The 23,381-nt window shown below is 46.5% G+C and carries 20 protein-coding genes; 11 read left to right on the top strand and 9 right to left on the bottom strand.

From position 1 onward, the window contains the following. The first annotated feature begins 30 nt into the window (after positions 1-30). Positions 31-240 carry a hypothetical protein gene (locus U9J37_RS05365; RefSeq protein ID WP_005471907.1) on the top strand — a complete coding sequence of 70 codons (210 nt, stop codon included), beginning with the start codon at positions 31-33 and terminating at the stop codon, positions 238-240. Between the two features lie 36 nt (positions 241-276). On the opposite strand, the gene U9J37_RS05360 is transcribed toward U9J37_RS05365, so the two are convergent. From U9J37_RS05360 to U9J37_RS05350, 3 genes are all read right to left on the bottom strand, one after another. Beyond that, positions 277-516 carry a hypothetical protein gene (locus U9J37_RS05360; RefSeq protein ID WP_005472123.1) on the bottom strand — a complete coding sequence of 80 codons (240 nt, stop codon included), beginning with the start codon at positions 514-516 and terminating at the stop codon, positions 277-279. A 177-nt stretch (positions 517-693) separates the two neighbouring features. Then, positions 694-2,094, bottom strand: coding sequence for an asparagine--tRNA ligase (asnS, locus tag U9J37_RS05355; protein ID WP_005472038.1), 1,401 nt, complete (start codon positions 2,092-2,094; stop codon positions 694-696). A gap of 180 nt (positions 2,095-2,274) precedes the next feature. Beyond that, positions 2,275-3,888 (bottom strand): methyl-accepting chemotaxis protein, encoded by a 1,614-nt coding sequence (locus U9J37_RS05350; protein ID WP_038134721.1) that lies wholly within the window; start codon positions 3,886-3,888, stop codon positions 2,275-2,277. Between the two features lie 591 nt (positions 3,889-4,479). On the opposite strand from U9J37_RS05350, the gene U9J37_RS05345 reads away from it, so the two are divergent. Beyond that, positions 4,480-5,634 carry an amino acid permease gene (locus tag U9J37_RS05345; RefSeq protein WP_043886883.1) on the top strand — a complete coding sequence of 385 codons (1,155 nt, stop codon included), beginning with the start codon at positions 4,480-4,482 and terminating at the stop codon, positions 5,632-5,634. A gap of 70 nt (positions 5,635-5,704) precedes the next feature. Here the strand turns inward: U9J37_RS05345 and U9J37_RS05340 are convergent, their stop codons facing one another. From U9J37_RS05340 to U9J37_RS05320, 5 genes are all read right to left on the bottom strand, one after another. Then, a complete protein-coding gene (locus U9J37_RS05340) occupies positions 5,705-6,697 on the bottom strand; it encodes a 2-hydroxyacid dehydrogenase (protein WP_005471993.1) in 993 nt (330 codons plus the stop codon). A gap of 144 nt (positions 6,698-6,841) precedes the next feature. After that, the gene (locus tag U9J37_RS05335; protein WP_005471986.1) at positions 6,842-8,449 is read right to left on the bottom strand and encodes an endonuclease; all 1,608 of its coding nucleotides are present in this window, start codon (positions 8,447-8,449) and stop codon (positions 6,842-6,844) included. A 220-nt stretch (positions 8,450-8,669) separates the two neighbouring features. Next, on the bottom strand, positions 8,670-10,031 hold the full coding sequence (locus tag U9J37_RS05330) for an L-serine ammonia-lyase (protein WP_005472109.1): 1,362 nt from the start codon (positions 10,029-10,031) through the stop codon (positions 8,670-8,672). A gap of 94 nt (positions 10,032-10,125) precedes the next feature. Further along, positions 10,126-11,379, bottom strand: a complete 1,254-nt coding sequence (locus U9J37_RS05325; protein WP_005471902.1) for an aromatic amino acid transport family protein — start codon at positions 11,377-11,379, stop codon at positions 10,126-10,128. A gap of 290 nt (positions 11,380-11,669) precedes the next feature. After that, positions 11,670-12,278 carry a CoA pyrophosphatase gene (locus U9J37_RS05320; RefSeq protein ID WP_322413930.1) on the bottom strand — a complete coding sequence of 203 codons (609 nt, stop codon included), beginning with the start codon at positions 12,276-12,278 and terminating at the stop codon, positions 11,670-11,672. An 84-nt stretch (positions 12,279-12,362) separates the two neighbouring features. Between U9J37_RS05320 and U9J37_RS05315 the strand changes: the two genes are divergently transcribed. Both U9J37_RS05315 and U9J37_RS05310 read left to right on the top strand, forming a co-directional pair. Continuing rightward, positions 12,363-12,905, top strand: coding sequence for a heme NO-binding domain-containing protein (locus tag U9J37_RS05315; RefSeq protein WP_005471937.1), 543 nt, complete (start codon positions 12,363-12,365; stop codon positions 12,903-12,905). Positions 12,906-12,912: 7 nt separating this feature from the next. Beyond that, positions 12,913-14,613: an ATP-binding protein gene (locus tag U9J37_RS05310; RefSeq protein WP_005472134.1), complete on the top strand. Its 1,701-nt coding sequence runs from the start codon at positions 12,913-12,915 to the stop codon at positions 14,611-14,613. Positions 14,614-14,626: 13 nt separating this feature from the next. On the opposite strand, the gene pabB is transcribed toward U9J37_RS05310, so the two are convergent. Continuing rightward, positions 14,627-16,030, bottom strand: a complete 1,404-nt coding sequence (gene pabB, locus U9J37_RS05305) for an aminodeoxychorismate synthase component 1 (RefSeq protein WP_005472029.1) — start codon at positions 16,028-16,030, stop codon at positions 14,627-14,629. A gap of 157 nt (positions 16,031-16,187) precedes the next feature. Between pabB and U9J37_RS05300 the strand changes: the two genes are divergently transcribed. From U9J37_RS05300 to U9J37_RS05270, 7 genes are all read left to right on the top strand, one after another. Beyond that, positions 16,188-17,705, top strand: a complete 1,518-nt coding sequence (locus U9J37_RS05300; RefSeq protein WP_005472113.1) for a fumarate hydratase — start codon at positions 16,188-16,190, stop codon at positions 17,703-17,705. Positions 17,706-17,824: 119 nt separating this feature from the next. Next, entirely contained in the window at positions 17,825-18,010 is a 186-nt protein-coding gene (locus U9J37_RS05295; protein ID WP_005471904.1) for a hypothetical protein, read from the top strand. A 117-nt stretch (positions 18,011-18,127) separates the two neighbouring features. Next, entirely contained in the window at positions 18,128-19,504 is a 1,377-nt protein-coding gene (locus U9J37_RS05290; RefSeq protein WP_005472147.1) for a YcjX family GTP-binding protein, read from the top strand. Next, on the top strand, positions 19,501-20,550 hold the full coding sequence (locus tag U9J37_RS05285; RefSeq protein WP_005471952.1) for a YcjF family protein: 1,050 nt from the start codon (positions 19,501-19,503) through the stop codon (positions 20,548-20,550). The genes U9J37_RS05290 and U9J37_RS05285 overlap by 4 nt, the downstream gene beginning before the upstream one ends. Positions 20,551-20,650: 100 nt before the next feature. After that, entirely contained in the window at positions 20,651-22,195 is a 1,545-nt protein-coding gene (tyrR, locus tag U9J37_RS05280) for a transcriptional regulator TyrR (RefSeq protein WP_005471984.1), read from the top strand. After that, positions 22,195-22,776, top strand: a complete 582-nt coding sequence (gene rimJ / locus U9J37_RS05275) for a ribosomal protein S5-alanine N-acetyltransferase (RefSeq protein WP_005472118.1) — start codon at positions 22,195-22,197, stop codon at positions 22,774-22,776. Before tyrR ends, rimJ begins: the two co-directional genes overlap by 1 nt. Further along, positions 22,773-23,360, top strand: coding sequence for an HD domain-containing protein (locus U9J37_RS05270; protein WP_005472034.1), 588 nt, complete (start codon positions 22,773-22,775; stop codon positions 23,358-23,360). The genes rimJ and U9J37_RS05270 overlap by 4 nt, the downstream gene beginning before the upstream one ends. Positions 23,361-23,381 lie beyond the last annotated feature (21 nt).

Below are 23,381 nucleotides of genomic sequence, written 5' to 3'. Positions count from 1 at the left end.
TGACTTGGTATTTGAAAGTTGAGGTTAAACATGGAAAAGCAGAGTAGTAAACACGAGTTTCGGTTAATCGGTATCGCGATTGTCTGCGCGGGTTTGTTGGTGTTTGGGCACGTTATTCTAGCCAAATCTTTTGCAGGGTTCGCTTGGACTGAGTACACCGCAGCAGCGATACCTTTTGTGATGTTAGCATTATGCTGGCTAAGCATTCGTTATGCGGCGAATGCAGATACGAGCAGTTGATGTAAATCAGCCTCCTTGACCTAGAGGCTGAATGTTCTATTGACTGTCTCGGTCATTTAAATGGTTAATAATTGCCTGTTTTGCGTGCTCTTCGGTTGCCGTCTCACCTTGGGCGAGGTCCAGTGGTTTTTGGGCATGTAATCCAGTAATGTCTTCCGCAATATGTAACCAATCTGGGTGCCAGTAATAGGGTTGGTCACTGTTTGGGTGATCCCAACTGTGAACGCCTTTTTCCACGCCATTGTAGGAAAGATCTTCGATTTTAAAGAGTGCCATTGTTATCTCCTGCCAAATTTCGCTTTCCTAATTACCTTAGTGCTATCTCAGCAAAATTTCTAATCGTAAATCTGGTAAGTAAGAACCCATTTAAAACGCGTTTGTTGCAGGAACTCTAGGTATAAAAAAACCTCCACGAATGTGGAGGTTTATCGATTCTATACGCTCTATTTTTGCTTAGAAGTTCGCAGAGCGAGGAGTACGTGGGAATGGGATAACGTCACGTACGTTGCCCATGCCAGTTACGTAAGAAACGAGGCGCTCAAAGCCTAGACCAAAGCCTGCATGTGGCACTGTGCCGTACTTACGTAGGTCACGGTACCAGTTCATGTGCTCAGGATCGATGCCTACTTCGCGCATACGCTCATCTAGGATCTCCAAACGCTCTTCACGTTGAGAACCGCCGATGATTTCACCGATGCCTGGTGCAAGTACGTCCATCGCTGCAACTGTTTTACCGTCATCGTTCGCACGCATGTAGAATGCTTTGATGTCTTTCGGGTAGTTCTTCACGATTACAGGCGCTTTGAAGTGTTCTTCCGCTAGGTAGCGCTCGTGCTCAGAAGACATGTCGATACCCCATTCAACTGGGAACTCGAATTCTTTACCTGAGTCTAGAAGGATTTGGATTGCGTCAGTGTAGTCCACTTGTGCGAAATCAGAAGAAACGAACTGTTCTAAACGCGTGATTGCTTGTTTGTCGATACGTTGAGCGAAGAACTCAAGGTCATCGCGGCACTCTTCAAGTACGGCTTTGAATACGAACTTCAACATATCTTCAGACAGTTTTGCGATGTCGTTTAGATCTGCGAATGCAACTTCAGGCTCAACCATCCAGAACTCAGCCAGGTGGCGGCTAGTGTTTGAGTTCTCAGCACGGAAAGTAGGACCAAACGTGTATACCTTGCTTAGTGCACAAGCATAAGCTTCAGCATTTAGCTGACCAGAAACCGTTAGGAACGTCTCTTTACCGAAGAAGTCTTCGTTGTAATCCACATCGCCTTTATCAGTGCGAGGTAGGTTTTCCATGTCTAGCGTAGAAACGCGGAACATTTCACCAGCACCTTCTGCATCAGAAGCTGTGATCAGCGGAGCAGAGACCCAGAAGAAACCTTGTTCGTGGTAGAAGCGGTGGATCGCTTGAGATAGGCAGTTACGGACGCGAGCAACTGCACCGATAACGTTAGTACGTGGACGCAGGTGCGCAACTTCACGTAAGTACTCGATTGAATGACGAGTTTTTGCCATTGGGTAAGTGTCAGCATCTTCAACCCAGCCTACAACTTTAACGTCAGTTGCTGCTAGCTCGAAGTCTTGACCTTTCGCAGGAGATTCAACAATCTTACCGGTTACTTCAACAGAACAGCCAGTCGTTAGCTTAAGAACTTCGTCGTCGTAATTATTAAGATTATTAGGGACCACGGCCTGAATCGGGTCGAAACAAGAGCCGTCGTAAATGGCAAGGAAAGAGATTCCAGCTTTGGAATCACGACGTGAACGGATCCAGCCACGAACAGTTACTTCACTGTCTACTGCTAGCTGACCTTTCAAAACGTCTGATACAGGCGCGTAAGTCATGTTTTAAATATTCTCCATTGAGGTAAAAATTCAACCCAATGTTAGGTGGTGTTCACTGCATGTGATAACCAAACATTGGGTTGATTAGAATTTTACAGATTCAATGGAACATATTACCTTTCAATTTGTTCGCATCAACCTTTATTCGCTTGAATAGAAGGAAAAGTTGCTTAAAAACCGCTATTTTCTCTGCGAAAGGGCGAACTGATTGATAAGTGATTCCAAATGCTCCGAAAGTTGCTCAAGATTCATACTAATATCACGAGTCTTAGCCGCTGAGTGAGACGTTTCATCCGCATGTTGGGTGATCACTTCTACCTTGCCTTGAATTTGTGTGTTGATCTCAGTGGTGCTGCTGGTTTGATCTTGGATGCTACGCGCATGGGCTAAGGCTTGTTGCATCTCAGAGACCACTTCGTTCATCGCAAGAGAGAGCGACTCCACTTGATTTGAACGCGTATGAGCCGTTTCACAGACTGCATCAACTGACGTTAATGATGTTTTGCTGTCTTTTTGGAACTGAGCAATGATGTTTTCGATACTGCCTGTTGCCTCTGCAGTTCGGCTGGCTAACTGGCGAACTTCGTCTGCAACCACAGCAAAACCTCGTCCTTGCTCTCCTGCTCGTGCCGCTTCTATCGCTGCATTTAATGCCAGCAAATTAGTTTGTTCCGCAATGCCTTTAATGACCTCAAGAATGGTGGAAACTTCGGCGGTTTGGTCGTTCAGTTCCACGATGTTGGTTTTGACTTGTTCAATATCGCTGACAAGATTTTTGATTTCTGCACTGGCCGTGTGCGCTTGGCTCGCACTTTGTTCTGCGATTGACGTGGTGTGTTTGATCAGTTTTGAAGCGTCGTTCGTGGCTTGGTCTACTTGAAGTTGTTGCGACTGCATTTGCTCAATATTGGCTTGGACGTCTGCAGTCTCTTGCTGCTGATTGCTAGCCGCCGAGTCAGTGACTTGAGCAACTTGAGTTAACTCCGCTGCGCTGCTCGCGACTTTGTGCGAGGTAGTTTGTACCTTGGTTAAGCTGCGATTTACCGTGTCCATGAAAGAGTTTATCGCGCCAGAGAGCTGACCAATTTCGTCTTTTTGCTCACTGGTTAGGCGCAAAGAGAGATCTTTCGTTTCACTGACGCTTTGCATAAACCCAGAGGTTTGTTGAATCGGTCGAACGATGATTTTGCGAATTAACGTTAGCGTAATCAAAAAGCCCACCAAGCCAAAAGCGGACATTATTGCAAGTGCAATCAAGGTACGCTGGCTTATCATCGAATTGACATGGGATAGGTTGTATTCCAATCGGATTGCACCTAGCACCTCACCTTCGGGCGTGATATGGCAGCTAACACAATTGGTTCCACGATAGTCTTCGCTGGATTTCATTGGTAGGGCGACGACGATACCTTGACCCCAATCGGCGCTGTAGGGCTCGATAACGAGTTCACCCGCCAATGCGCGGCGGTCAATGTCATCTTGTGGTGATTGATTGGGTTGCCCGGGGCCGTAAAATTTACTCACCGTGTCGGCACGCAACACCCGCACTTGTTCAATCCCATCTTGAGCGAGGGCTTTCTGGCGCAGTGTCTCTTTCTGAGACATGGTCCCCGTCAGCATCATCATATTTAAGCTGTCGAAGTAATTGCTTGCTTTATCATGAAGTTGCTCACTAAGAACAGAGTTCAACAGCTCACGTTGCTGCAAGTATTGGTAAGTTGTTGAGGCGGCAAGAACTAACCCAAACACACTGACTAATGTAATTAATAATTTTGTTGTTATAGATAGGCGCATTGCTGAGTAAACATCACTTTGATAACAATAGACTTTCATATGTTCGTCTACTCAATTCCGGAATGAAAGTATGGGAATAGAGTATTGTGATTAAAATAGATATTGTTTGATGTAAATGTGATGTAAATATCGTGTAATCAAAAAAATGACATGCTGTCAAAAAGTCGACTGGCGAGACGAATCCCTTTCTGTCAGTGGATGAAAGCGATAAACAACTAAACTGATGCATTTGTGTTCAGTTGATAAAAACGCCATTGCAATCGATGGCTAGATGGCTAAGATGATTTGACCCACGTTGGGTACGCAGCATAGGATTTGCTGTTCTCGTATAATGGATTGTCTAGCTGTAACGGACATCTTAATGATATTCAAAATAACCACACCAATCATTGAACCGACCGAGGGGTCGCCCCACAAAAAGAAGGCACTTTCAGGTTCTATCTTTTCTTTTCGCTTTGTTCGCACATCTTCGCGTCTTTTCTTCTCTGCTTTCTTCTTTAAAGCTCGCTATTCGTATTGTTTTTGATTGTTAGCCATCGCGCTAGGCACGCGCACATCCATTAAAAACTAATCAAAACAGAATACGAAAATATGAATACTAAACTTTTAGGCAGTTCCCTAATTATCTCTGGCACCGCGTTGGGCGCCGGTATGCTTGCTATCCCTATGGTTCTCGCTCAATTCGGGCTTTGGTGGGGAACCTTACTGATGATTTTTATATGCTTTGGGACGACGTACGCTGCGTTGTTGCTCTTGGAAGCGACAATTAAGTCAGGCGGCGGCTTGGGGCTAAACTCGATTGCGAGAAAAACGCTAGGTAAGGGCGGTCAACTGCTTACCAACGGTTTACTTTACGCATTGCTGATCTGTCTCCTGATGGCCTACATTCTGGGTGCCGCCGACCTTGTTGGACAATTGAGTCGCTCGATTGGGCTTGAACTCACTACGGCACAAAGTCAGATTGCCTTCACCTTGATCTCAGGGCTTGTGATCGCTGGCGGAACGGGCGTAATTGATAAACTCAATCGCGGATTGTTCTTTGTAATGATCGCTTGTTTAGCGCTCACATTGGTTTTCCTCTTGCCTGACTTTAGCCTTGATAACTTCGCTCGCGTGACGAACGACGATCATATCGAACTGATCAAAACGAGTGCGGTACTTTTCACCAGTTTTGGTTTTATGGTGGTGATTCCATCCTTGGTCTCATACAACCATGAAGCGTCCGATCGCGAACTGCGAAACATGGTGGTGATAGGTTCCTTGATTCCATTGATTTGCTACCTTTGTTGGCTTTTTGCGGTGGTCGGAAACTTGAATCCAGCTCAACTGGGCGAACTGAAAGGTGTGGGGGATTTGATTGCGGCATTCGAGCATCAATCAAGCTGGATTGGAACGCTACTCTCTTTGTTCACTGGTTTAGCACTGCTTACGTCATTCTTTGGCGTTGCGATGTCTTTGTTCAACCAAAATAGAGATATGTTCAACCAAAACCGCGTTGTGACCTACGTGCTGACTTTTGTGTTGCCATTAATGGGATCGCTATTTGCGGCGGATAAGTTCTTGGCCGTGTTGGGTTATGCTGGCATTATTTTGGTCTTCTTGGCGGTCTTTGTCCCATTAGCTATGGTATACAAACTGCGTTTGGCGAATGTGGAGTCTGAGCGATACAGCGCGGAAGGCGGGCTGGGGATGTTGATTTTCTCGCTTGCGTTCGGTGGGTTCTTGCTGATTTCACAAGTTATCTAACCTTAGCAAGTTGACCGATTAAAGCGTCGCGAAACCTTGGTTCGCGACTCTTTTTGTTTTAACGGGTGACTCAGATCAGCTCATTGCCTGATTTTTCACCGGCGAAAAACTTGTCGATGCTATCGAGCGTTGTGGTGGCAATGTTGTGTAGCGCTTCGTTGGTCAAAAAGGCTTGATGACCTGTGAACAAGACGTTGTGACAGGCGGACAAGCGACGAAATACATCGTCGACAATGATGTCGTTAGATTTGTCTTGGAAGAACAGATCTTTTTCATTGTCATACACGTCCAATCCCAGTGAGCCAATTTTCCCTTTCTTTAGCGCCTCGATGGCAGCAACTGAGTCTAACAGCTTGCCGCGACTGGTATTGATGATCATTACGCCATCTTTCATTTTGTTGAACGCTTGCTCGTTGAGAAGATGTTTGTTTTCTTCGGTAAGAGGGCAGTGTAAGGAGATGATGTCAGACTGAGAGTATAACTCATCGAGTGAGCAGTACTGCGCCCCAAGCTCAAGAGCATTCGGGTTTTCGAAAGGGTCATAGCACAGGATATTCATGCCTAAACCTTTGAAAATGCGCATCGCTGCCACACCAATTTTTCCTGAGCCAATCACACCAATGGTTTTACCATGGAAATTAAACCCCACTAAGCCATCTAAGGAGAAGTTTGCATCTCGGGTACGCTGGTACGCTTTATGTAAACGGCGGTTAAGACACATCATCATACCGACTGTATGTTCTGCGACCGCTTCAGGAGAGTAAGCAGGGACGCGAACGACTTGCAAGCCAAGCTCTTGCGCTGCTTCAAGGTCGACTTTGTCAAATCCAGCGCAACGCATCGCAATCATTTTTACACTGATTGTCGCGAGCTTTTCGAGAACCGGACGAGATAAGTTATCGTTAACAAAGGCACACACTACGTCACAACCGGCGGCCATCTGGGCTGTTTTCTCATTGAGACGGAAGTCATGAAAGTGGAACTCAACGTCGGAGTGTCTTTTGGCTTGATTGAATGATTTTTCGTCGTAGTTTTTGGTGCTGAAGAACGCAATATTAAGCATGAGAGCCTCACAAGATGATAACGAATATCGATATCTAAATGTGACACAGAACACACTAAATAAAAACGTCAAATAGCGTAGGGTTATATTTCAATAAAGAAGAGTAAGGCGCACGATTTGTGCGCCAATTTTGTTTGATGGTAATTAATTACCCCAAATTTGCGTGACAAATTCAGGATGATCGATAAATGGATTGCGATTGCCTTGGAAGTCAAACACGGCTTGATTGCGCTCGCGCTCTTTCAGCGAAACAGGATCCTCTTTGTGCCAGCGTTTGAGCATCGTTAGCAGCCAAGGTTCGAATACTGTTGTGTTGGTGCCATCAAGAACCGCATCTGAGTTGGCGTTGTTTTGCTCCCAATTAGCAATCACGTTTTCATAACGAGTCGCCATGTAAAAGTAGGCACGGGCCAAGTCACCTTTGAACTCGTCGACGGGCTCAAACACAGTGCCATTGTAACCTAGACCAGACGCCGCACTGCCGAGCTTAGAACCGTTGCTAGAGACGTACGTACTGGAGCCCACTTCACCGAAAGGCCAGCTGCTGCGTTTGGCATTAACGTAGCCATCGGTTGCAAACAGGTGGTGACCATCAGAGTTCATTGGCTCTACTTTGCCGCCAAACCAGCTTTTCGGGAATGAGTGTTCACGGTTGTAGCAGTCGCCTTCTTTGCTGTATTGACCACATTGGTCAGTCACTTTGATAAAGCGAGTCGCGTCACTAGTTTCAGGTTTTTCTGAATAAACATCGAGAATCGAGCCATCTTTGTCGTAGTAGTTATCAATGTCTGCGTCTTTCACTAGCGTCCAAATCGCACTGTAGCCTTGAGATTGGTGGTTGTTGATGATGTTGTATAGCGCAGTCTTCAACGCAAATCCCGTTTTTCCAGAGGCGTCTTGGTAGTAGCCATCGGTGACAGGCGGCGTTGTTTCACCAAGCGAAAAGGCGTGAGTCTCGTTGTAGGTAAATTCGCCGCCAGATGCCAAAGTTTGGTTATTAAACGTGAGTGCGTACGAGCCATTACCTGAGCCACAGCAGATACCATCACCGTAACTATCGTTAATGGTAAATTGGTAGTCGCCATCCGCTAAGCAAAGAGATTTGCTGTATGACGTTGAACTCTTATACCCAGATTCAGAAGCGGCAGTATTACCATTGCTGTTTTTGATCTCCCAACTGGTTTCCGAACCGTACTGATCGGTTGTGAGCGCGAGCTGAACGGTGTTGTGCTCGCAACTTGGTGCTGGTGGCTCGCTATTCTGAGTGGGTTGAAAGTTATCTAAGTAAACCACTTCTGAGCCGTCGAAGCCGGTGATGTCGTAAAAGCGCACGCCCACTTGAATCGTCTTAGTGCTGGTCGCGGTATAACTATGGGTTAACGCTTGCCATCGATTGGTCTTATTTGGATCTGAGTAGCCTTGATAGCCATCAACAAACAAGCGCGCTTTTACTTTGCCTTCGGTATGGAAAACGGAAACAGAGATAGGGTAGCTTTTTCCTTGTTCGACCGAGATGGTTTGCAGTAGGTCGGTGTTGCTCTGGGTTGCGGTATTGACCGTAACCTTGGCAGACAAACCTCCTGTTTGGATTTGATCGTTGGCAGGCGCCAAACTTATCCCTGAATCAATGGTTGACCAGCTTTCTGGGGTGTTTCCGTTCCACTGCTCGAAGTCACCGTTTTGGATTTGAGCGGTAGCAATCGGAGAGCAAAGTACCGCGAGTAAGGTTAGGTTTATTGTTTTTGTTGTCATCGTTTTTCTCATTGGATTAATAAATCGATAACAAGATAGTGATTTGATTGATGAATGAATTTGATAGAACTCTCAGTTAGCATGATCGCTACTGAGAGTTTTCATAGATTTATGCTGAAGATCTCACAATCAACAAGCGTAAGAACCAACGAAAACGTCACCGCTAGAACAAAAAAAGGAGTGCAATGCACTCCCTTGAATATCCAAATATGACGGATAATTAGCAGATAACTTTAACGGCTAAGCCGCCTTGAGACGTCTCACGGTATTTCGCGTTCATGTCTTTGCCGGTTTCTAGCATGGTTTCGATAACCTTATCTAGAGATACGGTAGGCGCAGACGAACGACGTAGTGCCATACGAGTCGAGTTGATCGCTTTTACAGCAGCAATACCGTTGCGCTCGATACATGGAACCTGAACCTGACCAGCAACTGGGTCACAGGTTAGACCTAAGTTGTGCTCCATTGCAATTTCAGCGGCCATACAAACTTGCTCTGGGCTACCACCCATAAGCTCAGCAAGGCCCGCTGCCGCCATAGAACATGCCACGCCAACTTCACCCTGACAGCCAACTTCAGCGCCAGAGATAGAAGCGTTACGCTTGTACAGACCACCGATTGCGCCTGAAGCCGCAAAGTAACGAATGTAGTCTTTCTCAGTCACGGTTTGGATGAACTTATCGTAGTAAGCCAGTACCGCAGGGATGATGCCACATGCACCGTTAGTTGGTGCTGTCACAACTCGGCCACCTGCAGCGTTCTCTTCGTTAACAGCGAAAGCGAACATGTTTACCCAGTCTACAACCGACATAGGATCGTTGGTTGTTTTCTCAGACGTTAGAAGCTGCTGACGAAGCGCTGCCGCACGACGAGGCACACGCAGTGGACCAGGCAGAATACCTTCAGTATTCATACCGCGATCCATACATTCACGCATGGTTTTCCAGATGTTAGCAAAGTAAGTACGAGACTCTTCATCAGAGTGCATCGCTGCTTGGTTTTTCATCACCAACGTACTGATAGAAAGACCGCTTTCCTTACATTGATTCACTAGCTCTTCCGCTGTTGTGAACTCGTAAGGGGCTTTCACTGGGTTCTCTTCTTCCTTACCGAAGTTTTCTTCATCAACGATGAAACCACCGCCAATAGAGTAATAGGTCTTTGAGTACACTTTTTCGTCATTGATCCAAGCGTGGATCTGCATGCCGTTTTCGTGAAGCTCAAGGTTAGTAGTATGGAAGTTCATACCACCTTCTTTCGGGAACGATACTGTGTGACAGTGCATGCCAACAGGAAGGCGCTCAGTTTCTTCTACGCGAGCGATAAAGCCCGGAATAGAGTCGATATCCACTTTCTCAGGAGTATTGCCAGCAAGACCCATGATGATTGCGATATCTGTGTGGTGACCTTTCCCTGTCAGTGATAGTGATCCATAAACGTCAACGGTAATTTTAGTGATGTCGCGCAATTTTCCCATTGAACGTAAATCATCAATAAATTCTTTACCCGCTTTCATTGGGCCTACAGTGTGTGAGCTTGAAGGACCAACGCCGATCTTATAGATGTCAAAAACACTAATCATATCGATTACCTCAAAACTAAGCCTCCCAGGGGGAGGGAGGCTTATTATTATCGTTATATTCTTGGTTTAATCAGACTTTAAAAAAGTGACTGGATTAAAGAGCGCCGTAGATTACAGAAGTAATGGCCGCAATACCACAAAGAGCTGTGAAAATCTGTACAGGTGTAGAAGTTTTGTACTTCGCCATCGCTGGTACTTTTTGCATTGCGAATACAGGCATTAGGAACAGGATAGCCGCAATCATTGGCGCGCCCATTGTTTCAATCATGCCTAGGATGCTTGGGTTAACGATAGCCACAATCCAAGTCGTTACAACGATGAAGATCAGTGATGCTTTTTCAATCTTGTTTACTGGCGTTTCAGAGCGAGATTTCACTAGACCAACTAGACCTTCGTGCGCACCTAGGAAGTGACCGAAGTAGCTTGAAGTGATTGCTGCGAAAGCAACGAGTGGACCCATGTAAGAGATCAGTGGAGATTCGTGAACGTTCGCTAGGTAAGAAAGAACAGAGATGTTTTGCTCTTTAGCCATTGCTAGCTGCTCTGGAGACAGTGAAAGTACCACAGAGAATACGAAGAACATTACAAAGCCCATTAGCATCATTGCTGCGCCACCAGTGATAGCGTCAGTTTTCTGAACTGCGTTGTCACCGTGTACACGACGTTGCTCTTTAGAGAACTGAGAGATAACTGGGCTGTGGTTGAAAGAGAACACAATGATTGGAATTGCTAGCCAAACAACAGATGGCATAGAAGACCAGTCTGGTGCAACAGACATCATTGAGCTGTTCCAATCAGGGATTAGGTAGAAAGAAAGCGCAAGTAAGATGAACACTAGTGGGTAAACCAATGCAGATGTTGCTTTCAGCATCAGCTCTTTACCAAACACAACACCGGCAGTCATCGCAGCGATCAGCGCACCAGACAGTAGCCAGCGTGGGATAGATTCCATACCCATCTGGTTAACTAGGAAAGAGTCAACTGTGTTTGTAATACCAACACCGTAGATAAGAACGATAGGATAGATAGCGAAAAAGTAAGCAAAAGTAATAAGGTTTGCGCCAGTCTTACCAAAGTGTTCTTCAACAGTATCAGTGATGTCAGCTTCAGGATTTTTTGCAGAAAGTACGAAACGAGCAAGAGATTTGTGTGCGAACCAAGTCATTGGTGCCGCGATTAGAGCAAGGATAACTAATGGCCAGAAACCGCCAGCACCTGCTTTAATTGGAAGGAAAAGTACGCCAGCACCTACCGCAGTACCGAAAAGTGACAGACACCAGGTGAAATCCTTGTAAGTAAACTTACTAGGAGATTGTGCGGAAGAAACCGCAGAAGTATTAGTATTCATTTTGTGATACTCATTTTTGGGAACAGGAAATAAGTCGGGTGCAATTTTGCATAAAAATCTTGCACAAAAAATAGATCTAAATCATGAATTGATTGGAGTTATAACATGATATGTCAAAAAGGAGTTTTTGGTCACGAAAATGCCGTGCTACTAGTGATTTATGCTAATCCGTGAAATTAGTTTTTCTAATGTTGTAGCAAAAAAGTTAGGCGTAGTTTGCAGGAAAACGTTTGCGCTATTGATAAATAATTAAACTAATATGAACAAATGTTGCTCGATATATTATTCTATTAATATTGATGCATAATGTGCTTTTGCATTGCTTGAATGATTTGCGCTGTCATCCCCCAAATAAAGTGCTGTTTGTAAGAGAGTCCAAACACACGGTGTGAATGATTGGCAAATTGGAATTGTTGGCTTTTCAGTTGTCTTCTGTCCAGAACCACCTTGGCGGGTACTTCAAAAACCTCGTCCACTTCGTTTGGATCAATGACGCTCTGGTAGTTCTCGTCTACAAACGCGAGAAATGGCGTCACACTAAACTTACTGATCGTCACGAGTTCTGGCATTTGGCCGAATATATCGATCTCGCTGTGACGAATACCAACCTCTTCGAATGTCTCTCTAAGCGCTGTGTGAGCTAAGCTATGATCGTCATTCTCATGTTTTCCGCCGGGGAAACTGACTTGTCCTGGATGATGTTTAAGATGTTTAGCCCGCTTGGTGAAAATGACATTCAACTCTTGATTGCGTTCAACGAAACCAATCAGGACAGATGCCTTGCGTAGCGGTTGATTTTGCAGGTGAGCGACGCGTTTGATCGCTTCTTGGTGATAGTTGACGGTTTGGTGTAACTGAAAGTTTTGAATCAGTTGGCTTTTGTTGAATTCCGATAACACGATAACTCCATGTCTTAATTTGATAATCCGTTTTTTTTAGCTCATGCTTTTAATTCACCATATAGTGCAAGGATAGCTCAAATTATGAAAGGAATTATCTTTACTGAGTTTATTGATTTGGTTGAAGCCAAGTTCGGTTTGGACACACTTGATGACATCTTAGAGAGTGCAGGGGATGATGGTGTCTATACTTCGGTAGGCAGTTACGATCACCGAAAGTTGGTTCAACTTGTGGTGATGCTGAGTAAGAAGACAGGGATACCTGCCGAGGACCTTCAACGGGTTTTTGGCCAAAGCGTCTTTAACAACCTCTATAGTTCGCTGCCCAAATCGAGTAGCCTCGAAAACTGTCAGTCGACGTTTCAATTCATTCGCTTGGTCGAAGATTACATTCACACTGAAGTGAAAAAATTGTATCAAGACGCCAACCCGCCCAGATTTGACTTTATTTCAGAATCTGAGACAGAGATGGAGTTTGATTATCGCAGCGCGCGATGTATGGCGCATGTTTGTTTGGGATTGTTAGAAGGGTGTGCGGCGCACTTTGAGCAATCGATAAATGTTGAAATGGTTCCTCAGGTTGAAGATGGCAGTAACGTACGCTTCAAAGTGGTGCTGGTAGAGTGACGGTTCAATGAGTAGTAATTCTGCACTGGAGCGAAAACTCGCTCGGGAGACAGCTTCGCGTAAAGCCGCGGAGCAACTATTAGAACAAAAGAGTTTAGAGCTGTTTGAAGCGAACCAACAGCTTACCTTGGCGTTGAGTCAGTTAAAAAAGCAAAATCGCGATGGACTGCAAAAGCTCGAGTTTGAACAACAGATAAGCGAGGGATTGATTCATTTTGGGCGCGCATTTTTGAGTCGCAATCTAGACGATGGGTTGGTTTCATCGTTATTGGAGCGGTTGAAACATTCATCGGCGCTCAGTCACGCAGAGCTATTTTTGTTACCTAAACTGGTGCCCACACTCGTTGCGGATAGCTTCAACGTCACCGAAGTGCGTGGGATTGACCAAGTGAAGCCTTACGCTGTTTGGGAAGCAAATCAGCTCCGGTTACCCCTTGAAGTGGATTACAAAACGGTTGGTGAACTGAGCGTGGTTCTCAATGACGTCGACGTCGACCGAGACTTTGTGGTGAGCCAAATAACGCTCGTTGCTGACTTGCTCTGCAGTGCGATAAGCCGTCAGTTGATCATTACCAGCAACCAAAAAGCCCGAGCGCGTGCAGAAGAGTCGGAGAAGGCAACCAAAGAGTTTGTTGCCATGATCAACCATGAGCTACGTACTCCTCTCAATGGCTTGCTAGGCAGCGCCGAGTTGCTTGCCGAAACGCAGCTAAACGATGAACAGTCGACCCTGTTAAACAATCTCGTCTATTCGGGGGATTTGCTTCGTTTGATCATCAACGACATCCTTGATTTCAGTAAGATCAGCGCAGGTATGATGGAGCTGATACCTAGTCGATTTGAGTGGGCCTCTGTTAAGCAGATGCTAAACGGCATTTTTCAGTCGAAGGCGGTTGAAAAAGGCGTCGACTTTCGCATCAAAGAATCGACGCCGATTCCGCCAATCCTAATTGGAGATTTTGAGCGAATATGCCAAGTTATGGTGAACTTGGTTGGCAACGCGGTTAAGTTCACGCGTCAAGGCTCTGTATCTGTTACAACGCAGTGGAAACATGATCAGTTGACGATTACTGTGGAGGATACTGGTATCGGTATTGAGCAAGAGGATTTATCGACACTGTTTGACCCTTTTGTTCAAGTTGACCGTACGGCGACGCGTCACTTCGAAGGGACTGGGCTGGGTTTAGCCATCTGTAAAAACCTTGTCGAGCTAATGAGAGGACATATTCATGTCCATAGTGTCAAAGGCAGTGGGAGTACATTTACGGTGACAATTCCGTTGGTTGTCGGAGAAGAAGAGAATGATACCGAGCATGCTCGTCAAGATGGAAATGATGCGGTGACACTACTTGAGCAGCTCTCAATCTTGGTGGTGGATGACATCCGAATGAACCAAGTGATCATCAATCAGATGCTAAAAAAACTCTCCATTCAACCCGACATTGCTACCAATGGCATTGAAGCGATCAAAGCAGCCAGTGACCATCAATACGATTTAATCTTTATGGATTGTCGAATGCCGGAAATGGATGGGTTTGAAGCAACGCGCTATTTGCGAGAGCAGAACTACACACTGCCGATCATTGCCCTGACCGCGGGCACTACGTTAGAAGAACGTGAGAAATGCATTGTCAGCGGCATGAATGATATTTTAACAAAACCATACACCGCGCAAGACTTAAGGCTGATGCTAGAAAAGTGGGTTTAGCACCCACTTTTTACTATTGTGCAAGCGTTGGCAAAATTCGACTCAGCTTATCTAATGTCTCTTGGTACTCTGACTCACATTGACTGTCGGCAACCAAGCCACCACCAGCCCACACGTGCAGCTTACCCTGTTCGGCCACCAAGGTGCGAATGGTAATGCTGGTGTCCATTCGTCCGTGACGGCTGATATAGCCAATACTGCCACAATACGCACTTCGTCGATGAGGCTCGAGCTCTTCGATGATTTCCATAGCACGAATTTTTGGAGCGCCCGTAATTGAACCGCCCGGGAAACTCGCTCTAAGCAGATCGGCTGGGGCATATTGGCTATCCAACTCTGCGCGAATCGTACTCACTAAATGGTGAACGGCAGGGAAGCTCTCAATATCGAAAAGTTTCGGCACGTGAACCGTTCCAGGTTTTGCCACGCGACCTACATCATTTCTCAGCAGATCAACAATCATCAAGTTTTCAGCTTGATCTTTTTCTGCGCTGGCTAGGTCGAGCGCAGATTGTTCGTCTTGCTGTGGGCAATCAGAGCGAGGACGCGTTCCCTTAATCGGTTTGGTTTCAATGACTCTGTCTTTGACTTCTAAGAAACGCTCAGGAGAGACACTCAAAATCGCCCCTTGCTCTGTGCGGATAAACGCAGAGAAAGGGCCTTGGTTAACCGCTTCGAGTTTCTGATACGCCTGCCACTCACTGCCTTGATACTCCGCCACAAAACGCTGAGCAAGGTTAATCTGATAACAATCGCCAGAGAGCAAATACTCCTGCACTTTGGCAAACTTTTGACTGTATTCAGATTTGGTCATGTTTGATTGCCACGATGAGTTGAGCGCGAAGTTATCCGATGGCATGGGAGTTTGGCTTAACAACCAGTGGTAATGTCTCTCAACATTGACTCCAACGATAGCGGCGCTTTGTTGGTTGTGATCAACAATCACGGCCCACTCATACAAGCCGACCGCCATATCGGGCGTATCGAGGTCTTTCTTGGCTAGCTCTGGCAGTTTCTCAACGCGTCGGCCAAGATCATAAGAAAAATACCCCAGAGCGCCGCCGACAAAGGGCAAATCACCCTCGTAGTGGATGTCGCTAAGCCAGCGAGTTTGCTCTGCTTGCAGGAGGTCAAATGGGTCACTTGACGATGTGGATTGACCGTCAGGATTTTTGACTAACGTGTGCTCGCCATTGGTGGTCAATGTCGCGATAGGTTGGGCGACCAAAATGTCGAAGCGACTGTCGATATGCGTGCGGGATGGCGACCTTAACAACATGGCCCATGGCAGGTGCTCAATGGAGTCAAAAAGCTGTTTGGCAAGATCATTTTGGTATTTAATCGGCTTGATTTCTAAGCAATTTGGCGCGTTGTTATTCATTTGTTTAATTTGTGACAAAGAGATCGTTCGCTGCATGGTAACAGAGGGAAAGCAAGAGTATCATAATGCTAACCAACGCCGCTACTCATGACGTTTAATAATAAAAAGGCGCAGTCAGCCTGAGTCAATCGCCTAATAGGCAAACGTTTGAGTAGATGGATGAAAAGGAAGCATAACGATAAAGAGGCACGCAATGACGGTTATTCGCCAGCAAGACGTGATCAGCAGTGTTGCTGATGCACTTCAGTACATTTCTTACTACCACCCTCTAGACTTTGTTCAAGCCCTGGAAAAAGCCTATCATAAAGAAGAGAGCCAAGCGGCGAAAGACGCGATTGCTCAAATTCTTATTAACTCTCGCATGTCTGCAGAAGGCCATCGCCCAATCTGTCAGGACACAGGTATCGTCACCTGTTTCGTCAATGTGGGCATGGGCGTCCAATGGGATTCTACCGATCTTACGGTGCAGCAAATGGTTGATGAAGGTGTTCGTCAAGCGTACACCAACCCAGATAACCCACTACGTGCTTCGGTATTGATGGATCCTGCGGGCAAGCGAATCAATACCAAAGACAACACTCCTGCGGTTGTTCACATCAACATGGTGCCGGGCAACAAAGTAGAAATTCAGATCGCGGCAAAAGGCGGCGGTAGCGAAAACAAAACGAAAATGGTCATGCTAAACCCGTCTGACGATATTGCGGAATGGGTAGAGAAAACACTGCCGACGATGGGCGCAGGCTGGTGTCCACCGGGCATGTTGGGAATAGGCATTGGTGGCACCGCTGAGAAAGCGGCAGTATTGGCGAAAGAATCGCTGATGGAACACATCGACATTCAAGAGCTGATCGAACGCGGCCCGCAAAACGCAGAAGAAGAACTGCGTTTAGATATCTTTAACCGTGTCAACAAGCTCGGTATCGGCGCTCAAGGTCTAGGTGGTTTAACCACGGTTGTCGACGTTAAAATCAAAACCGCTCCTACACACGCTGCGTCTAAACCCGTGTGTTTGATCCCGAACTGTGCGGCTACTCGCCATGTACACTTTACGTTAGATGGCACAGGCCCTGCGGACTTAACGCCACCAAAATTGGAAGAGTGGCCAGACATTACGTGGGAAGCGGGGGAGAACACTCGCCGAGTTAATCTTGATGAAGTGACACAAGCGGATGTGGAGCAGTGGAAGACCGGCGAAACGGTTCTGCTTTCAGGTAAGATCCTGACTGGTCGTGACGCGGCGCATAAACGCATCCAAACCATGCTACAAAATGGTGAAGGTTTGCCAGAAGGTGTCGATTTTAAAGGCAAGTTTATCTACTACGTCGGCCCTGTTGATGCAGTCGGAGATGAAGCCGTAGGTCCTGCGGGTCCAACCACCTCTACGCGTATGGATAAGTTCACCGACATGATGCTTGAAGAGACGGGCATCATGGGCATGATCGGTAAAGCGGAGCGCGGACCTGCTACCGTTGAGTCGATTAAAAAGCACAAAGCGGTCTACTTGATGGCGGTCGGCGGCGCGGCTTATTTGGTTGCTAAAGCGATTAAGAAAGCGCGCGTGGTGGCGTTCGAAGATCTCGGTATGGAAGCGATTTATGAATTTGAAGTCGAAGATATGCCAGTAACCGTAGCCGTTGACTCCAATGGCGCCAACGCTCACCAAATTGGCCCTGATACTTGGAAAGTAAAAATCCAAGAGATGGAAAGTTAAGCTTGTGAGAAATTGCTGATTTAGCAAGAGATTCTCGCAAAGATTTGACAAAGGTGTGGGTAAAACTGCACCTTTTGTCTATATACTACAAATTGTAAACAAATACGTCAGGAGCGAAAATGCCTCGTTTTATTCAAATTCTTCAGCTAGTCATCGCGGCTGTCGTCGGTTTCTTTGTCGGCTACGACATCATTTTGCACGGCATCAGCATATTCGATGAAAAATACGTGACCATCACATGCGTGTTGTTTGCCCTTCTCGAAATCGCACTGTTCGTGATTTACAAGCTCATTGAAGACGATTAGATATCACGCCCTCGTTTTTATTAAAGCCCTTGATGCATATCGAGGGCTTTTTTGTTCATCTTTGATTAAGATTGGAGCCAGTATGATGAGTGCGAATAGTTAAATAAGAGAAGTTGAATGAAGAGCATTACTCAAGAAGTGAATGATTTAATCCACCGCAGCGTTGACTCACATGTCCGTATTGCGGTGACCGGATTATCCAGAGCAGGCAAGACCGCGTTTATTAGCTCGTTGGTTAATCAGCTTCTTCATACCTCAACTCACGATAACTTGCCGCTACTCTCTGCGGCGAGAGACAAACGCCTTGTCGGAGCCAAGCGTGAGCCCCAATCTAATATGTTGGTGCCAAGGTTTGGTTACGATGAAGCCATCGAGTCCCTTCACAGTGAGCCTCCTCAGTGGCCAAAACCAACGCGAGATGTCAGCGAGATACGCTTAGCGTTAAAATACAAACCTAAGAAAAAAACCAAGAAACTGTTCAATAGCACAGCGACCTTGCACATCGATATTATTGATTACCCAGGGGAGTGGTTGCTCGACCTGCCGCTTTTGGATATGGATTTTGAGCAATGGTCTAACAGCCAATTTGATGCACTAAAAGGTGTTCGCCAGGAATTAGCGGTGCCTTGGCTAGAGAAGCTCTCTCAGTTTGATGTCGATTCGGATCTCGATGAAAAACAACTGGCGGAGATCGCTCAAACCTATACCGACTATCTATACGCGTGCAAAGAGAGCGGACTCCATTGGGTTCAACCGGGACGCTTTGTATTGCCCGGAGAACTTGACGGCGCGCCAGTGTTGCAGTTTTTCCCAGTGAAGTTTGAAGAAGGGAAAAAGGTTGAGAAAACGTCCAATTTAGCCATGCTTCAAGCGCGCTATCACGAGTATCAGCAAAAAGTAGTGAAAGCCTTCTATAAGCATCATTTTTCGACGTTTGATCGCCAAATCGTTTTGGTGGATTGCTTACAATCACTTAACGCAGGTTATGAATCGTTCCATGATATGCGAGACGCGCTAGAACAAATCATGAATAGCTTTAAGTACGGCAGGAGTAATTTATTAAAGCGCCTGTTTTCACCACGGATTGATAAAGTGCTATTCGCGGCAACAAAAGCGGATCATGTGACCCCCGAACAACACCCAAATTTGGTGTCGTTGTTGCAGCAAATGGTACATCCAGCGTGGCAAAACGCGTCGTTTGAAAACATTGAAATGAGTTGTATGACTATGGCCTCTATCCAAGCCACTCAAACGGGCTTTATTGGTCAGGGCGATCAGGCGGTGCCTGCGATTCAAGGAGTGACGCTGGAAGAGCAGCCCATGACGGTCTTCCCTGGTGAAGTACCGAAGAAGTTACCCAATAAAGTGTATTGGCAGCAGCAAGGGTTCGAGTTTACCGCCTTTCGCCCTCAAGCATCGCTCAGTGATGAGCCATTGCCGCATATTCGCATGGATAAAGCACTTGAGTATTTGATTGGAGACAAACTGAAATGAGCCAACCAGCAGACAGTAAGTTGAAACAGAAGAAGGTGTTTGAACAGCCTTTAGTGGATGAACCAGTTCAATCTCAACCAGACCTCACTGCACACATGCAATTCACCGAGCAAGAAACATTTGTCCCTGCAAAGATTGAAGAGCGTGATTCTGATACCGAAGCCGAAGCAAAATTAGAACGCATTATTCGCCCTCACTCTGGGTCGAAGTGGTTGGCGAGTGGTCTGTTGGCAACATTTGCTGGTTTAGTGGGGTGGCAGGCGATAGACAGTGTTGTCACGTCGATTCAAACCGCAGACTGGTTGTCGTTAGGATGGGCGGGATTCATATCGGTTCTTGCCAGTTTAGGTATTGGCGCAATCGGCAAAGAGTTGTGGAAATTACGTAAGCTGCGCAATCACTTTTCGGTACAAGAGCAAACGGAAGCCCTAATCGAAACCAATAGCATTGGTAAAGGGAAGGCGTTTTGTGAGGCGCTTGCCAAGCAGTCAGGCATTTCAGCAGAGTCACCCAGTTATGACCGTTGGATCCATAGCGTGAAGCCCTCGCACAGTGATGGTGAAGTGCTCGATATGTACGATGCGATGGTGGTGTCAGAGCAAGATAAGTTGGCAACTAAAGTGGTGTCTCAACATGCGACTGAGTCAGCGGCGCTTGTTGCCATAAGCCCATTGGCGATTGCCGATATGTTGCTGGTGGCTTGGCGAAACTTCAAAATGATCGACAGCTTAGCGGATATTTACGGTGTCGAGCTAGGGTATTGGTCACGGCTACAGCTGTTCAAATCGACCTTAATCAACATGGCCGCTGCAGGAGCAAGTGAGTTAGCCATAGATGCCAGCATGGATCTGATGTCGATGGACTTGGCCGGGCGCGTGTCAGCGAGAGCAGGGCAGGGACTTGGCGTCGGAATCTTAACCGCTCGTTTAGGGTTAAAAGCGATGGCACTGCTTCGACCTATGCCTTGGCATGAAGAACGACGAGTCAAACTGGGCGCGATTCGAAAACAAATCGTAGAAAAAATCGCCGCTATAACAATCAAATAGCGTGAATGTGAAGCAAGTGATGTCGCTTTGCTTGACGAGGATCTAGGCTTAAGGGAAACTACTGTCAACTTTTCGTGACACCTTAGTTAGGAACTTATCTGTGCGTCTAGAAGTTTTTTGTGAAGACAGGCTTGGCCTGACTCGTGAACTGCTCGATATTCTTGCTTCAAAGAACATCGACTTACGAGGCATTGAAATTGATATTTCAGGCATCATTTATCTCAACTGTCCCGATATCGATTTCGATACCTTTAGTGAGTTGATGGCGGAGATCCGTCGCATCTCAGGCGTCAAAGATGTCCGAAAAATCCAGTTTATGCCTATTGAGCGCCACAACACAGAGCTTATCTCCTTGCTCAATAGCCTTCCAGAACCGGTCCTTGCGATAGACCTGAAAGGCAACGTCGACATGGCTAATCACGCCGCGATGAGTCTATTCCATCAGCAAGAGAGTGAAATAATTGGCCATCCGGCTTCAACCCTGATCCCCAGCTTTAACTTTGCAAAATGGAGCGAAAGCACCAGCACTCGCCAACGTGAAAGCATTGTGATTGGTGGGTTGGATTACACGCTTGATGTGATGCCTGTATACATTACGGACGAAGCCAACGAATCCATCTTGGCGAGTGCGGTAATGATGATCCGCTCTTCTCAAGAAAAGCCTCTGTTTGATGAAAGTTTGCCGCTGCACAACAATCTCGGTTTTGAGCATTTTGTCGGCGTGTCCAATCGTCACAAAGCGCTAATTAGTCAAGCCAAAAAGCTCTCTATGCTCGATCAGCCTTTGCTCATCCAAGGTGAAACGGGCACGGGCAAAGAGATGCTTGCACGAGCTTGCCACAACCGTTCAAACCGTTCGGGTAAACCGTTTTTGGTGTTGAGCTGTGCGTCAATGCCGGATGATGTGGCTGAAACAGAACTGTTTGGCCATGCGCCAGGCTCTTTTAACCACGACCAAGGTCATAAAGGGATTTTTGAGCAGGCGAATGGTGGCACGGTGTTCTTGGATGAAATCGGTGAGATGAGTCCGCACTTGCAAATCAAACTGCTGCGATTACTCCAAGATGGCACCTTCCGCCGCGTGGGAGAAGAAGACGAAATTCATGTCGATGTCCGTGTTATTGCGTCAACTCGCCATCATCTTGCGGATCTCGCTGAGTCGGGAAGTTTCCGCGAGGATTTGTTCTATCGGCTAAACGTACTGACATTAATCATTCCTCCTCTTCGCGAACGTTCAAACGACATTGCGCCACTACTTGAATTGTTTGTCGCGAAATACGTGAAACAGTTAGGGATTGGCAAACCTGAGCTTAGTGATACGCTTATCGATCAATTGGTGACGTATCAGTGGCCTGGTAACATGCGCCAACTGGAAAACATGGTTTTGCGAGCGCTTACAGAACTTGAGTCTGACGTGCTAGATGCTGAGCTGTTCCACTTGCCACAGTTGGAATCTTCTTCTGCTCATTTGCCATCCATCAATCTTGATGGCTCCCTAGATGAGATCATGAAAGAGTACGAATCCCAAGTGCTGGAGAGATTGTATCAATCGTTTCCGTCTAGCCGTAAACTCGCTAAGCGCTTGAATGTTTCGCATACTTCGGTTGCGAACAAACTGCGTGAGTATGGGATAAGAAAAAGTTAATGGAACGTATTAGTACACCGCAGCAAGTGTTTGAACAAGATGGCGATGTGACTGTGCGTACCGCCGAGCCAACAGATGGCAAGCTCATTTCTGATTACTTTATTGCCAATCGCTCGCATCTTAAACCTTGGGAGCCCAAACGAGAGCCCGCTTTTTATACCGAGCCGGGTTGGACTCAACGATTGATCAAGTTGAACGAACTGCATCGAATGGGGCTTGGTTACTACTTGCTTATCCTCGATACAGAAAGCGGTGAAATGCTAGGGACAATCTCATTTAGTAACATCTCCCGTTTTCCATTTCATGCGTGCAACGTGGGCTATTCTCTAGGCCAAGTTGCGCAAGGGCGAGGGGTTATGTCTCGCGCGTTGAAACTTGCGGTGCGCTACATGTTCTCAATCCAAAACATTCACCGCATAATGGCGAGCTATATGCCTCGGAACCAACGCAGTGAGGCTGTGCTTAACCGCTTAGGTTTTAAACGAGAAGGGTTTGCCAAAGACTACCTACTCATCGATGGTAAGTGGGAAGACCACAATCTCACTTCGTTAATTAACCCCAATTGGAAGGCGAAGGAATGAATCGATTAGAGCAACAACTTGCGTTACTCATGGAATTGGATCAGCTCAAATCCGTGCTAAGGAGAACCCGCGTTAAAAGCGCGGAAGGTCGCCTTGAAAACAGTGCCGAACACAGTTGGCATGTCGCGTTAATGGCAATCTTGATGGAAGAGCATGCCAATGAGCCTGTTGATATCGCGCGTGTGGTAAAAATGCTCTTACTGCACGATATTGTTGAGATAGATGCTGGTGACACTTTTGTTTATGACGCCGTCGCTTCTTTAGAGCAAGAAGAGAAAGAGCTTGCCGCGGCGAAACGCATGTTTGGCATGTTGCCCACGGAGCAAGGTGCAGAGCTAATGGCTATTTGGCAAGAGTTTGAACAAGGGCAAAGTGCGGATGCAAAGTTTGCCAAAGCGCTCGATAGAATTATTCCAATGCTGCTCAACTACCACAACCAAGGGCAGAGCTGGTTAGAACACGGCGTGACTAAAGAGCAGGCTCTTACCGTCAATCGAAAGATCGGCTTTGGCTCGGAAGCGTTGTGGGACAAAGCACAACAAATGATAGAAGAAGCTACAGAAAAAGGCTGGCTAAAAGCATAATCGGCTAGCCATACGAGGATA

Origin of the sequence: Vibrio sp. 16 (genome assembly GCF_963681195.1) — a bacterium.
Lineage (GTDB): Bacteria > Pseudomonadota > Gammaproteobacteria > Enterobacterales > Vibrionaceae > Vibrio > Vibrio sinaloensis_D.
The sequence above is the reverse complement of the archived record's forward strand: the minus strand, read 5'-3'. Positions and strand labels throughout refer to the sequence as shown.